12 protein-coding genes and 1 pseudogene are annotated in these 13,564 nt (G+C 67.3%); 6 read left to right on the top strand and 7 right to left on the bottom strand.

The window, feature by feature from the left end; genetic code table 11:
- The 5 genes and pseudogenes from KDN32_RS12290 to KDN32_RS12275 form a co-directional block, all read right to left on the bottom strand.
- Window positions 1–649: SCO6880 family protein (locus KDN32_RS12290; RefSeq protein ID WP_372446528.1), on the bottom strand; the 649-nt coding region annotated here is incomplete at its 3' end.
- 92 nt (window positions 650–741) lie between these two features.
- On the bottom strand, window positions 742–2,115 hold the full coding sequence (locus KDN32_RS12285; protein WP_211732563.1) for a TrbL/VirB6 family protein: 1,374 nt from the start codon (window positions 2,113–2,115) through the stop codon (window positions 742–744).
- 10 nt (window positions 2,116–2,125) lie between these two features.
- Entirely contained in the window at window positions 2,126–2,425 is a 300-nt protein-coding gene (locus KDN32_RS12280; protein ID WP_211732562.1) for a DUF6112 family protein, read from the bottom strand.
- A 34-nt stretch (window positions 2,426–2,459) separates the two neighbouring features.
- The gene (locus KDN32_RS22465; RefSeq protein WP_249217035.1) at window positions 2,460–2,747 is read right to left on the bottom strand and encodes a DUF6112 family protein; all 288 of its coding nucleotides are present in this window, start codon (window positions 2,745–2,747) and stop codon (window positions 2,460–2,462) included.
- A 78-nt stretch (window positions 2,748–2,825) separates the two neighbouring features.
- Window positions 2,826–3,741, bottom strand: a pseudogene (locus KDN32_RS12275) (IS5 family transposase).
- Between the two features lie 315 nt (window positions 3,742–4,056).
- On the opposite strand from KDN32_RS12275, the gene KDN32_RS12270 reads away from it, so the two are divergent.
- Both KDN32_RS12270 and KDN32_RS12265 read left to right on the top strand, forming a co-directional pair.
- Window positions 4,057–4,542, top strand: coding sequence for an RNA polymerase sigma factor (locus KDN32_RS12270; protein ID WP_211732561.1), 486 nt, complete (start codon window positions 4,057–4,059; stop codon window positions 4,540–4,542).
- Window positions 4,539–5,126 carry a hypothetical protein gene (locus KDN32_RS12265; RefSeq protein ID WP_211732560.1) on the top strand — a complete coding sequence of 196 codons (588 nt, stop codon included), beginning with the start codon at window positions 4,539–4,541 and terminating at the stop codon, window positions 5,124–5,126. Before KDN32_RS12270 ends, KDN32_RS12265 begins: the two co-directional genes overlap by 4 nt.
- A gap of 133 nt (window positions 5,127–5,259) precedes the next feature.
- Here KDN32_RS12265 and KDN32_RS12260 read toward each other — a convergent pair whose 3' ends face one another.
- The gene (locus tag KDN32_RS12260) at window positions 5,260–5,997 is read right to left on the bottom strand and encodes a chymotrypsin family serine protease (protein WP_211732559.1); all 738 of its coding nucleotides are present in this window, start codon (window positions 5,995–5,997) and stop codon (window positions 5,260–5,262) included.
- 1,309 nt (window positions 5,998–7,306) lie between these two features.
- On the opposite strand from KDN32_RS12260, the gene KDN32_RS22905 reads away from it, so the two are divergent.
- The 4 genes from KDN32_RS22905 to KDN32_RS22900 all read left to right on the top strand — a co-directional run bounded on the left by KDN32_RS22905 (window position 7,307) and on the right by KDN32_RS22900 (window position 12,197).
- A complete protein-coding gene (locus tag KDN32_RS22905; RefSeq protein ID WP_211732558.1) occupies window positions 7,307–10,543 on the top strand; it encodes an RHS repeat domain-containing protein in 3,237 nt (1,078 codons plus the stop codon).
- A 249-nt stretch (window positions 10,544–10,792) separates the two neighbouring features.
- Window positions 10,793–11,698: an RHS repeat-associated core domain-containing protein gene (locus KDN32_RS12250; protein ID WP_211732557.1), complete on the top strand. Its 906-nt coding sequence runs from the start codon at window positions 10,793–10,795 to the stop codon at window positions 11,696–11,698.
- Entirely contained in the window at window positions 11,691–11,867 is a 177-nt protein-coding gene (locus tag KDN32_RS12245) for a hypothetical protein (protein ID WP_211732556.1), read from the top strand. The genes KDN32_RS12250 and KDN32_RS12245 overlap by 8 nt, the downstream gene beginning before the upstream one ends.
- A gap of 204 nt (window positions 11,868–12,071) precedes the next feature.
- The gene (locus KDN32_RS22900; protein WP_283093530.1) at window positions 12,072–12,197 is read left to right on the top strand and encodes a hypothetical protein; all 126 of its coding nucleotides are present in this window, start codon (window positions 12,072–12,074) and stop codon (window positions 12,195–12,197) included.
- 98 nt (window positions 12,198–12,295) lie between these two features.
- Here KDN32_RS22900 and KDN32_RS22450 read toward each other — a convergent pair whose 3' ends face one another.
- The gene (locus KDN32_RS22450; protein ID WP_307854034.1) at window positions 12,296–13,513 is read right to left on the bottom strand and encodes an NlpC/P60 family protein; all 1,218 of its coding nucleotides are present in this window, start codon (window positions 13,511–13,513) and stop codon (window positions 12,296–12,298) included.
- Window positions 13,514–13,564: the final 51 nt, after the last annotated feature.

The following is a 13,564-nucleotide window of genomic DNA, read 5'->3' as shown; positions in this document are numbered from 1 at the left end:
TTGCGGACGACTTGAGGTCAACGGAGATCGAGATGGTGCTGGCGTGCCGCTCCCCGGCTGGGCCGGCGCGGTCGACCAGGTCGGCGTATGTGTGTGAGGCCCAAGAGCTACCGCGGTCGCCGGTGCGGTCGCCGTTGCGGTCCCACCAGTCCGCCAGACCCTTCCCGGAGTCGGGGAGGGTCCTCTCCATCACCTGCAGGGACGCGAGCCTCCCCGAGCGGCACGCGGTCGCCAGCACGCGTCCCCAGGTGACGACTCGACGTTCCTGCTCGGCGGGGTCGAGTAGCACGAACGCCGGGTGGGTGACGGCCACGATCGCGGTGAGGGTCGCGGCGTGCGGGTCGTGGACCATGACCGCCCCGGTCTCGGGGTCGACCCACTGACGCAGCCGGGCTGCGTCGCCCGGCAGCGCCAGAGTGCCGGCCGGGCGCGGCTTCAGGATCCGGCAGCGATAGACCAGCTGGTCGCCGGCCGAGCGCCACACCCACACCACACCGATCGGCGCCCACTCCACAAGCGCCCGGCCCCCGACCGGGACGAACGCGCCCACCAAGCAGACCACGATCGGTGGCACCGCGAGAACGACCGCTCCGAGATACAACCCCACCAGCAGGCACCCCGCCGCAGTCCCGACCAGTGCCAGCTGCATCGCGGAGAGCCCCAACAGGACTCCGCGCCGCGCCAAGCGTGAGAACTTGACCGGAGTCAGCGCCGACTCGGACGCGCGAGGAACGGGGACGCTCACTTGCGGGACCGTCCGTCCGGATCGTCCGCCAGGGTCGTGTCCGCGACGTGCGGCGGTGCCGATGGCGACGACCCTTCACCGGCCGAGGCCGCTCGTGCCGCGGCCGCTGCGACGTACCCACCGAGACGCGGACCGGCGGTGGCCGTCTCCTTCGCCAGCACGGCGGTACCGCCGGCCGCGCCACCGCCGGCTGCGCCACCTCCGGTCCCGGCGCCAGCAGCTTCGGCCGAGCCGCTCCCGGCCACCCCACCCACCGACCCGACCGCAGCCGCACTAGGCGATCCACCAGACGATCCGCCGGGGCCGCCAACCGCCGAGGGAGCGACGCTCTGACCTCCCAGACCGCCCTGCGCACCCCCGCCACCAGTACCGCCACCACTACCGCCACCGCCGGTGAGGATCGACGCCGGGCCGGCACCCGCACGCCCGAGCGACGGCATGGCCGGCACGCGTGCCGGGCGGCTCAGCGCCGACTTGGCCTCCTGCTCGGCCGACATCGCGTGGTACATGTCGAAGCCCATGAACGCGATCGCCTTATAGGTGATGTAGGGCGCGAAGCCCGCGAGCAGCATCAGCACCACGCCCGCGATGGGCTGGCTCACCGACTCCAAGTCGGCCTCAATCGGCGCAGAGACCTCCGCGGTCGCGAGCAGGAAGATCACCACGAGCACGACCTTGGACAGGATCATCGCGATCACGAAGGACGCCCACCGCGAGACCCAGGAGCGGGTGTGGTCCCAGCTCGCGCCCGCAAGGGCGATCGGTGCGAACACGATCGCGATGAGCAGTAGGGCCTTGCGGATCAGCAGGCTGAACCACACGATGAGGGCGCCCATGATGGCAAGGCTGGCGAGGAAGATCGTGAGGATCGATCCTGCTCCTGGCGCCGCGACCTGGATGGCGGCGAGCCCGCTCGCGAGGACTGCGATCCTTCCGCCCATCTCGTCCATGTTCGTGCCTGCAGCGCGAACGATCCCGACGCAGAGGAGGTCCGTGACCTGCAGGGCTGTGGCGAGCAGGGTGAGCACCACGAAAGACCCGAGAACCGACTTCGCCAAGCCCACGACGGCACGCGAGAGCGCGGCCGGCTCGCGGCGAACCATGCCGCCCATCACCTGAAGGAGGAAGAACGCGAGCATCATGAAGATCGCGATGCCGAACATGATGTTGTAGACGTCCGCGTACTCGCCGCTGGACACGTCCACGTACGTGGTGGAGTCGATGACGGCCCACACTGAGGTGAACATCCACTCCGCTGCGTTGCCGATGCTCTCGGCGAGCCAGTCGAACGGGGCGGTGACGATGGTGCCGGCCGCGTCGCCGGCGACGTTGCACACGTTGCGGATGACGGGGACGTCGCACACTCCCATCGCTAGCCCCTCAGACCCTCTGGCCGACATTCCAGAAGAAGTTCACGAGCGTCACCGACGCCCCGCAGGCGATGGCAGCGCCGAGCGCGACAAGCACGCCCAGCTTGCCGCGGCCGGCCAGATGCGGGTTCGACGAGTTCGACCCGAGCGCCCACACGATCGCGGCGACGATGAGAGCGAGGACGGCGAGGATCAAGCCGACCGTCATCGACGCGCCCACGATCTTGCGCAGCTCCTCGATGCCGGGAAGGCCGTTGGAGTTCGGGCTGATCGAGATGTCCAGCGGCAAGGCCGAGGCGGGGAGGTGCATGAGGCTGCTCCAAGGACGTCGGGACACGGTCGTCCTAAAGGTGGGCGCCCACGTCCAGCAGCCAGTTCGTCAACCCGAGCGCGCTTCCCGTCAGGGTGGCCCCAACAATCGCGACAGCGAGTCCCGCTTTTGCCTTCTGGGCTGTCTGCCAGTGACCTGCACTCGATGCGACCGCCCAGGTTGCCGCGGAGATCACAGTCACCAGCACGCCGCAGATGAGGCCATAGGTAAGTAGCGCTCCGACGATCGAGCCCAGCTGGTCAGAACCCCCGACGGCCTGGAAGTCGGGATGGGTAGCACGAGCTGAAGTGGGAGCAGTCATACACCCGAGGTACGCCAGTGCGCGTCGCACGAAGCGATGCGGGACCAGTTCATAACGGCAGCGTTTAGGGCGTGTCTCTTAAGTCGCGAGCCAGATGGTGATGGCTCGTAGGACGACCGCTCCTCGGTAGACGGTTGCGAGCTTGTCGTAGCGGGTGGCGATCCCGCGCCATTGCTTGTGGTCGTTGAAGGACCGTTCGATGACGTTGCGTCCCTTGTAGGTCTTGGCGTCGAAGCCTGGAGGCCTGCCGCCCGCGGATCCGCGGTTCTTGCGGTGCCGGATCTGATCGGAGGGCTGCGGGATCACGGCTTTGATCCCGCGGGTGCGGAGCTCGGTCCGGATCGCGCGGGAGGAGTACGCCTTGTCGCCCAGCAGTGCATCGGGGCGGGTCCGGGGACGGCCTGGTCCGAGGCGCTTGATCGCGAGCTGTGCCAGCATCGGTTTCAGCATTGGCGAGTCGCCGGCTTGGCCGGGCGTCAGGTTGACCACGAGTGGTCGTCCGCGGCCGTCGACGAGTTGATGGATCTTCGTCGACAAGCCTCCGCGAGAACGGCCCAGGGCGTGATCGGGTGGTTCTTCCCGCGGATTCTTGTAGTTCGAATCAGCCCCCTGTGTCGTGCTTGGCGCGGCGGCCGGCGGGCTCCTCGACGCGGCGCAGGGTGGTGGCGTGCTGGTGGGCGCGGTTGATGGTGGAGTCCACGCTGACCATCCAGTCGATGTCGCCTGCGGCGTCTGCCTCGGCGAGGAGGCGGGCGTGGATCTTGTCCCATGTGCCGTCGGTGGAGAAGCGGTGGTGGCGCTTCCACACCGTTTGCCATGGCCCGAAGGATGACGGGAGATCGCGCCATGCGATGCCGGTGCGGAAGCGGTAGATCACGCCCTCGACGACCTGGCGGTGGTCGCGGAAGGGCCGGGACTTCACGCCGTCCGTCGACGGCATGAACGGCGCGATCCGCTCCCACTGAGCGTCGGTCAGGACCCGTTCGCGAGACATGACCGCATCAAAACAGCCCTACCAGCCCGGACTTGGGAGACACGCCCTAGCTGCGGGCGGGCTGGCACGCAGTCAGCGCGAGCAGTTCGGCGCCGACGCACGCCTAGGCCCACGCCAATCCCACCATGCTTGCGCTGCCTCCCGGGCCCGGCCCGCGAGGCGACGCGAACTCGAAGCTGCCGTCTCAGTTCGGCGGCCAATTGCGACTGACTTGCGGTGGGCTTGAAGGATTTTTCTCTGGCGTGCGAACCCGCGCGAGGTGGTCGGGCGTCGTAACGTCAGGACTTCACACAGTGAGGAAGGCTTGGGCAGCAGATGATTGACGACGAGTCGGACTTTCGCGACTTCTTCGCGACGACCGGTCCGACCCTGCGACGGAGTGCATACCTCATCGTCCACGACTGGCAGACCGCCGAAGATCTCACCCAACAAGTCATGGCAAAGGTCTACGCGCATTGGTCCCGGGTGGCTCCTGAGGCCCGCCGCGCATACGCCCGACGAGCTGTCGTCAACGAGAGTCTGAGTCACCTGAGACGCCACCGGCCCGAGACGCCCGTAGAACGGCTTCCCGAACCTGCGGGGCAGAGCGACGAGTCGAGTTTCGACATCGATGGCGTTCTCGCGATGCTCCCAGCGCAGCAGCGAGCCGTGTTGGCCCTGCGGTTCGTCGAGGATGTATCCGTTGCCGAAACCGCCCGCCTGCTCGGCATCGCAGAGGGCACGGTGAAAAGTCATACCGCCCGCGCCACCACCACTTTGCGAGCACACCTGCTCGTCGCACCGACCGAGGACATCACATGAACGATCACGATCTGGCCAACGTCATCGTCGACCGCGTTCGCTCATCCGAGCCGCCATTCGCGATGGACCCCGGCGCGGCGGTCTCAGCGGGGAGGCGCATGCGGATCGTTCGACGCCGCTACATCACACTGGGTTCGGCGGCTGCTGTCCTGGCTGTAGCAGCGGCAATCTCGCCCGTCGCCCAATGGGTAGGTACCGCTGAGTCCAAGACGTCGACGCCGGTGTCGTCTGACTTGCTCGGAACCATGACACTCAGCGTCCGTTCGGCGGGTCCGGGCGACACTCTCGAGATGCGTTTCCCGACAGACAATCAGCGTGGTGTCGCATTCTCGCTCTCGGCCAGCAGTAACGGTGCTTGGGAGCTAGCGTACTTTTTGGTTTCTGATTGGGGACAGCCCGATAAGTACAGCCCCACATGGTGGCCTGCTGCTGACAGTGAGGACCGGGGGTGGCCCCAGGTATTGATCACCGGCGCTGGACCCGATGGAGTGGTGATTCCCGAATCCGTCGCGCCTGGGGACTACCTGTTGTGCACGGCCAATGCCCCCGACAAGGCATGTGCCCGGCTGACGATTACGGAGTGAGTTTGCCGGCCCCGTCCCTGTCTGTTGGAAGCCCTGGCACATCAGGCGCTGTACCGACTCAAGCCGGTACAGCGCCTGATGCTCTCTTGGTCCGCAGGCACATACGTAGGATCGGCGGAATTTACCGGGTTTGCTAGTTCTGCAGGATGTTCACGCTCGAGGGAGCGCCCTGGATGTTGGCGCACCAGGTCGCCGTCGAGTTGCCCACAGAGATGACGCCCCGGGCGGCACCAGCGTCGAAGCACGGGCCACCGCTGTCGCCGGCGACGGTGACCACATTCGTCTTGAAGCCGCCGCAATAGTCGTGCACGGCGCCGGTGGTCTCGTTCACTCCCGTGTAGCAGACGTTGGTCATTGTCACGGATCCATTTCCTCGGCCCCCGTTGCGGCCATACATCGAGATGCTCGTGGCAGATCCCGGGTTCGCGACCGAGGACACAGTGAAGTCAGTGCCTGAGCTGTTGACGCGAAACTTGGAGTTGGCGGTGTGTGGCGAGGGGATCGAGAAGAACTTGATGTCCTGCCCTGCTGCGCCGTTGATGTAGGCACCAAACCCGATCGGGGAGGAGGTGCCGTTGGAGTACTCGGACGGTTCCGGACAGTGCCAAGCCGAGATGACTCCGTACCGACCAGTGCTGGGGCGGTAGGCGCCGAAGCCAGCCGTGCAGCCGGTGATGTTCCTTCCTCCCGAGAGGACGACATGCTCGATGGCCGGCTGCACGTTCGGGTCGTACTTCGCAACGACGGACAGATCGTTGTCGCCGACCGCAGCATCCACCACCTCCTTCAGCGATTGAGAGACTTCGGCCGCCGTCAGGGGGGCTGGCGAAGGTACGTCACCACCGATGAAGACGCCGAGCACGGTGTTCATGGGGCTGAGTCCCAGCTCGACAGTGGGGGTGTGCCCCGGGAACAGGTCCCGCGCTTGGGATAGCACAGCCAACTGCGCCGTCTGGAGCGCCTCGGTGCTCAATGGGGCTCCCCACCGCACACGGACCTCCACCGGGAGCTGGTCGATCTGTGCGACGACAGCAGCAGAGGGCTGGTCGGTAAAGACGAAGCGTAGTCGTAAGACTGTCCCGCCGGCGCGTGACCGAAGGTGGTCCATTCGCCCGGGTACTGGCTCTGGAGGGCGCTGGCCACCTCGGCGACGTTTGCGTCAACTGTCCTAGCTGCCTGTCGCCCCGCGGCCCGCACGTTCATACGACCCCTGGTCGTCGCGGCGAGGCCGTCGGTTTCGACGTAGGCAAGAGGTTGGTCGTCGATTCCGAACAGCCCGCGGCTGATGTCCGGCAGCGTTTCGTCGGCAGCCCGAGTGTCCGTACCTGCGACAGCCGTTTGAGAGAGTGTCGCCAGTAGTCCACTCACCACGACGACGGTTGCTGCTCCGGCAGCAAGACGAATCCTCATACACACCCCGTTCGGTTCAGTTGGTGGACACATAGTTGACGTCCGGCAAGCGGCCGTCAAGCATCAAGAAGTTCGTTTGACGGACAATGCCTCCGGCGAGGGATGCGCCGTCAGGACTGTCCTCGGGCCCCGTCGAAGTGGCGCCAAATTTCGGTGTGCCGCCCTGTTATGCGCCACGCTGCCTAGTCAGGAGTGGTTAATCGTTCGCTCTGGTGCCGCACGAGCTTTGGCCTGCAGGCCACGTGGAGAGCTGTGGACACTGAGCCGGTGAGGCGCGGCTGCGTCCGGCCCCAAGGCGGCAGGTCAGGGTGCCGAAGAACGACAAGAGTGAGCGACCTAATAGCCACCAACCAGATGCGATTGACGTTCCCGAAAGGTTCGCCCGGACGCTCATCACCGTTGCTGCTACGCAGCTCGGGCTTCCACAAACGGGCTGCCAACCGGTCATGGCTAGTTGGCGGGCCTGGGGTCGCCGAATCTGCTCCTGACGCTTCGTGATGGGTTCAAGGCAGGCGATCCACCCCTAAGCCGGGGCACCTAGGAGTTGCCGCAGCCGATGTCAACGGTGCAGGTCAGGGTGCACCCCCGAGGGTGAACCCGCGGCTAGACCACCGTCAGGTCACCCTTGTCAGAGCAGCAGGGCGGGTCGAGAGTCGGGGCACCGGTCCGCTCTCACGGGAGAGCCTTGCTGGGCTGGCTTCGGGGGAGGCGTTATGCGCGTCAAGCGTTCGTTGTGTGCTGCCCTGGTCTCCACCGCGACGGTCGCAGCCATGTTGGGCATCGTTGCTTCACCGGCCTCAGCGGGTCCGTCGATCGGGGCGCTGTCGGGGGCGGGACAGCGGCCGGGTGCGACCCGGCTGTCGTTCACCGCCGGTGACTCCGTGCAGGCCCAGGTCGACGTCGGGTCGGGGAACCTGCTGGTCACCGTGAAGGGGCTGGCGTTGCCGGACGTGAACCGTCAGGTCCAGGTCGGCGCGTTCTACAACTCCGCGGCCGCCTCCGCCACGCCCGTGCCGCGGCTCGGGCGCGGGTGGGGTCTGGACTACACCCCCGACGTCCGGCTAGTCGTGAACGCCGACAACTCGGTCACCTACTACGCCTCCGGCGGCCTGACCGGGGTGTTCGACCTCGTGTCCGGGTCGACCACGACGTACACCTCGCCGGGCGGGTTCAAGTCCAGCCTGGTCAAGGACGCCTCGGGGTGGACGCTCACCGAGCACAACTCCCAGGACGCGCTGCGGTTCAACACCTCCGGCGCGCTGGTCTCGATCACCGACCGCAACTCCAACGTCACCACCATCACCCAGTCCGGGAGTGCCACGTACAAGAACGTCACCATCACCACTCCCGCCGGGAGCGGGTCGGCCAAGGCGGCGAGTGTGGCCACCGCGACCAGCGGCACCACGGCGGGCACGACGACCATCACCCAGGGCGCGTCGTCGCCGCGCAGCGTGTCCTTCGCCCGCCCCGCCTCAGACGCGACCCGGTTCACCGATGCACGGGGCCGGAGCACTGACTTCACCTACACCAGCACCGGGCTGCTCAAGGAGATCGACGCCCCGGGTGCGGTGACCACGTCGTTCACCTACGACTCCTCCAGGCGGGTCACCTCGATCACCCAGATCGAGAACTCCACCGGCGGTCCCGGTGACTCGATCACCCGCCTCGCCTACCCCTCGAGCACGCAGACGCTGGTCGCGGACCCCACCACCAACCAGGCCCAGGCCGTGAGCGTGGTCCCGCACACCACCTACACCCTCGACACCACCCAGCGCGTCACCACCGCGGTCGACGCGGCCGGGCGGCAGCGCTCGAAGACCTACACCGCGATGTTCGACACCGCGACCTCCACGCGTGGCACGGGTGCGGGGTCATCGACGACCACCAACGGCTACACCGCCAACGGCGGTGAGTCGCTGACCAGCACGACCTCACCGACCGGGTCCTCGCAGTCCCTGACCTACGCCACCACCTCCGGGCCGGCGCAGTACAACCCCACCGGCAGCACCGACGACGCCGGGAACACCTCGACCTACACCTACAACGGTGCCGGGAACCAGCTCACCTCCACCAACGCCGCGTCCGCGCAGGCCCAGGTGACCTACAACACCGACGGGACCGTGGCGAGCGCGACCTCGCCGGGCAACGGCACCAACGCCACCAGCTACGGCTACACGCTCAAGCAGCCCACCTCGATGACCCCGGTCACCGGGTCCAGCCTCGGCGCCCGCGCCTACACCTACGACGTGTACGGCAGGCTCAAGACCGCGACCAACGGCCGCGGCGTGACCACCACCTACACCTACAACCTCAACGACCAGGTCACCGGCGTCGCGTACGCCGGCGCCGGGACCCTCACCGTGTCCTACGGCTACGACAGCGCGGGACGCAACAACAGCCGCACCGACGCCTCCGGCACCACGACCTACGCCTACGACCAGCTCGGGCGCCTCACCAGCCGGGAGAACACCGCCGGTGGGGGAGCGGTCACCTACACCTACGACAAGGCCTCCCGCCTGGCCACCTCCACCTCCACCGGCGGCGGCACCGTCGCGTACGAGTACGACGCCGCCGGCGTCCCCACCGCGGTGGAGTACCCCACCACCACCGGCACCGGGAAGCTGCGCTTCACCGTCGACAACCAGGGCCGACGCACCGGCGCCTACCTCCAGGCCGACGCCGCGCTGACCACCTGGGCCGGGCGCACCCTGACCACCTACGACGGCTCCGGCCGCGTCACCCGCGTCACCGCCGACACCGGCCCCACGAGCGCGAACATCATCGACATCTCCTACTGCTACGCCGCCGGCACCGCACCGACCACCAACCCCGGCGGCACCCCCGGCGCAGCCTGCACCACCTCCACCGCCAACGACCGCGACAAGCTGGTGTGGAAGAAGGACAACCTCACCGGCCAGACCACCACCTACACCTACGACACCTCCGGCAGGCTCACCAACGCCGCCGTCGCCGGCGGGTCGGGCGGGTCGGGTGGGGGGTCGTTCGCCTACGGCTACGACGCCAAGTCCAACCGCACCTCCGGCACCGTCAACGGCACCACCCAGACCCTGACCTTCAACGCCGCCAACCAGATCACCACCACCGGCTACACCTACGACGGCGCCGGCAACCTCACCAACGACCCCTCCTCCGGATCCTCATCGATCGCCTACACCCCGGCCGACCAGACCAAGACCCTCGTCCAGGGCGGCACCACGTACACCTACACCCACGCCGGGACCGACAGCACCGAGCTCATCTCGCAGACCACCCCCGACGGCGACTACGCCTACACCTACGGCCGCACCGCACCCACCGGCGTGCCCGTCGTCGAGCAGGTCACCCGCACCGGCAACACCGCCACCAAGACCGCCGCCGTGATCTCCGACCCCGTCACCGGCACCCCGCTCATGCTCCGCACCGACACCGGCAACCAGAACATGTACATCTACGACGGCGCACCCGGAGCACCCATCGCCGCGATCAACATCAACGGCCAGAACACCTTCGGCTACAACTACGACCCCTACGGCGTGCCCACCATCACCAACAACCCCGGCGGATCCGCCATCACCCAGAACCCCTACACCTTCGCCGGCACCGGAGTGAAGGACCGCACCACCGGCTGGGTCCACTACGCCGCCCGCTACTACAGCCCCGTCACCGGCACCTGGACCCAACAAGACACCCTCGACGCCCCCCTCGACCCGAAGAACGCCAACCGTTACGCCTACGCAGGCGGAGACCCCATCAACAACACTGACCCGACCGGCCAATACAGCCTGAAGGACTTCTACGGCGACGCAGGGGCATGTTCAGCGGGCGTGGGGCTCGCGGGCGCCAGCGGCCAAATCACTAACGGGATCGCGCTCGGCGGCGTCATCGGCGGAGGTCCCGTCGGTGGGACCATTGGCGGGGTAGCAACTGGCGCGGCGGCGTGCCTAGCAGGCATCGGTATTGGTCGCACGGCCGGATCCGCCCTCCTCGACGTGGTCACCGGCAGTTGATTCGTCCGCGGTTGGATACAACCCTCCAGGAAAAGAGCGACCCTTGAATGCACCTTCTGAACGCCCCGTCAGTGATCTCCGGAAGATGTTCACCAGTTTTCTGGTCTTTTGTCTGTTAGGTCTCGTCGTTTGTGTTCTCGTCGCTGTCGCTGATGTGAACGGCGGCCAGCCTTTCGGGATCGCTGGTGCAGTCCTCTTCGGTTGTCTCGCGCTTGCGGCGGTCGTTGGCCTCGCGCGCATCCGCAGTCAATGAACCAATATCGGATCATCGAAGCCCAGTGCTCGTCAGGTGTGTCGACGGCACTCGTGCGCCGTTCGGAGGCGACGCTTTTCAGTGCGTCGTCGTCGATCGCGTACACGCCAGCCGACCAGACCAAGACGCTGAGCCAGGGCGGGGTCACGTACACCTACACCCATGCCGGGACCGACAGCACCGAGCTGATCGCGCAGACCACCCCCGACGGCGACTACGCCTACACCTACGGCCGCACCGCACCCACCGGCGTGCCCGTCGTCGAGCAGGTCACGCGCACCGGCAACTCCGCCACCAAGACCGCCGCCGTGATCTCCGACCCCGTCACCGGCACCCCGCTCATGCTCCGCACCGACACCGGCAACCAGAACATGTACATCTACGACGGCGCACCAGGTGCACCCATCGCCGCGATCAACATCAACGGCCAGAACACCTTCGGGGTCAACTACGACCCCTATGGCGTGCCCACCGTCACCAACAACCCCGGCGGGTCCGCCATCACCCAGAATCCCTACACCTTCGGCGGCACCGGAGTGAAGGACCGCACCACCGGCTGGGTCCACTACGCCGCCCGCTACTACGACACCACCACCGGCACCTGGACCCAGCAAGACACCCTCGACGCACCCCTCGACCCCACCAACGGCAACCGCTACGCCTACGCCGGCGGCGACCCCATCAACAACATCGACCCCACCGGCAATGCCTCAGCCGCCTGCGTGGGCGCGGGCCTGGCTTTTGTGGGCGCGGGACTCTCGTTCCTCGGCGCAGGCATCTCGGCAGCTTCCTCTGGCCTCACCACACTAGCTGGTGTCGGAGCCGCGGTGGGATTCGCTGGCGCGGGGTTCGGGGCTGCAGGCGCTGGGGTGGCACTCGCCGACAGTTGTGCCAATGACTGAGCAGTCCGGGGTGTTGCGGGCGATCGCCTTGGCCGTCATTCTCCTCTGCGCCGCGGCGGGGGTGTTCGCTCTGATCGCAGGAAGAACCGGGCCAGCCGTGGCTGCGATCGCGAGTGCAGTCGCCGGAATCGCGCTCTTGCTGTTCCTGTCCGCGCATCCAAAGGATTGAGCGACTCGGTACCCGCTCAATGCGGAGACGTGATGTCGAGCCTCGTGATCACCAACCCGTACGAGGCGACTTAGTCGACGTGGCCCAGAAACGGTCGTTTCTGGTCAACGTCGCAGACGTAAGCCGCGACACGCCCGGCGACACCAACCGAAACGCCCACCCAAACTGTGTTTCTCGCCGGAGGCACCTCGTCACCGTTCTCGCATGACCTTGACCGGCTACGCCTGCGTCTCGGCCCGCGGCGAAGGCCCGGCCGCGCGGCGCGAGCTCGAGTACGCGGATCGCTTGTTGGTTTTCGTCGGTGTCTGCGAGTCCAAGCGCGTGCGCTAGCGGCCGCAATCCCTTGAAGCGGTTGAACGTGTGGAGTGTAATTGTTGGCGGCTACCCGGGGTCGTGAGACGGCGTTCTGATCGAGTCCAGGGCTCGTGTCACAGGAGTCGTCGGATGGTCATCCGTTGGCCGGCAAACTCCCCGATGGTGCCGTACCGGACGACGTCGCCAGTGTGGGGCGCGTGGAGGAGCTGGTCGCCTCCGACGAAGACGGCGACGTGGTGGGGCACGGTGGCTTCTGGGTAGGTGAAGAAGATCAGGTCGCCGGGCTGCTTCTGCTCCCACGCGATTGCCTGTCCGGCGCGGATCTGGTCGCCGGAGTAGTGCGGGAGTCGGATCTGCCCGCCGGAGGCCTGGTAGGCGGCGAACAGGACGAGCCCGGAGCAGTCGAACCCGCCACCGGTGGGGCCGTCGAAGTTTCCTCCGCCCCACACGTAGGGGAGGCCGAGCTGGGAAGCGGTCGCTGCTATCAACGCCCCTGCGAAGCCGTCGGGGAGATCAGTGGGTTGCTCGCTGGGCGGCGTGGGACAGTTCGTCGAACCTGAGCCAGGATCTGCGTCCGAGAACTTGAGGGTCGCGGTCAGGAGCCGGTGGTCGGAGTGCGCGAGGTCGGCGGTGGCTTGGCTGATCGGCTGCACGTGGCCCGCGGTCAGGATGTAGTCGATGGTCCCGCCGCCGTCGCCGGTCGCCCATCCACCAGTGGGCTCGCCCAGCGCGTCGAACGTCGACGTCGCTCCGGATCCGTCCAGCCAGTCGCGAAGAAATCCCGACGTCGGGTAGGGCGTGTTCAGGTCACCGCCGACCAGCACCGGGCCTGTGGCCCTGAGCGAGGCGATCAACGCGTCGAGGCGGGTGACGTACTCACGCAGGAGACCGTCGCGGCCCGGCCCGCCAGGCGAGGCGTGCACCGAAACGAGCGAGACAGTTGTCTCGCCCTGGGTGGACGTCAGCGTCACCCAGTTCGCGTAGCGCGTGCCCCACTTGACCGCTCGGTCGTGCATGAGCTCGGTACCGGAGTCGAGTAGTTGCCACGCGTCGGTGCGCCAGAGGACCGGGGTCTCGCGGGCGTCGAACGGAGCGTCGGCACGGTAGGAGGAGTAGCCGTCGGGGCGAAGCTGCGCGTCAGTGCGGAAGTAGGTCTCGTTGAGGGTGACGAAGTCGGGCCGTGGGGCCACGACGGTCGCTAGGTCGGCGGTGTGCGCCGCGGCAGGCAGGCTGCCCTTGATGTTGGCCTGCGCGAGGGTGACCTGAGACGCGCTCGCATCGACGGCGGTCTGCTCGTCGGCCTGGCTTTGGCACGCGGTTGCAGGACTCACAACCGTGGCTACTCCGACCAGAGCAACGCCGGGTGCCAGGATCACGGCCGC

This window comes from Nocardioides palaemonis (genome assembly GCF_018275325.1).
Lineage (GTDB): Bacteria > Actinomycetota > Actinomycetes > Propionibacteriales > Nocardioidaceae > Nocardioides > Nocardioides palaemonis.
Note: the sequence above shows the minus strand (reverse complement) of the source record. Positions and strands in the feature narration are given on the sequence as shown.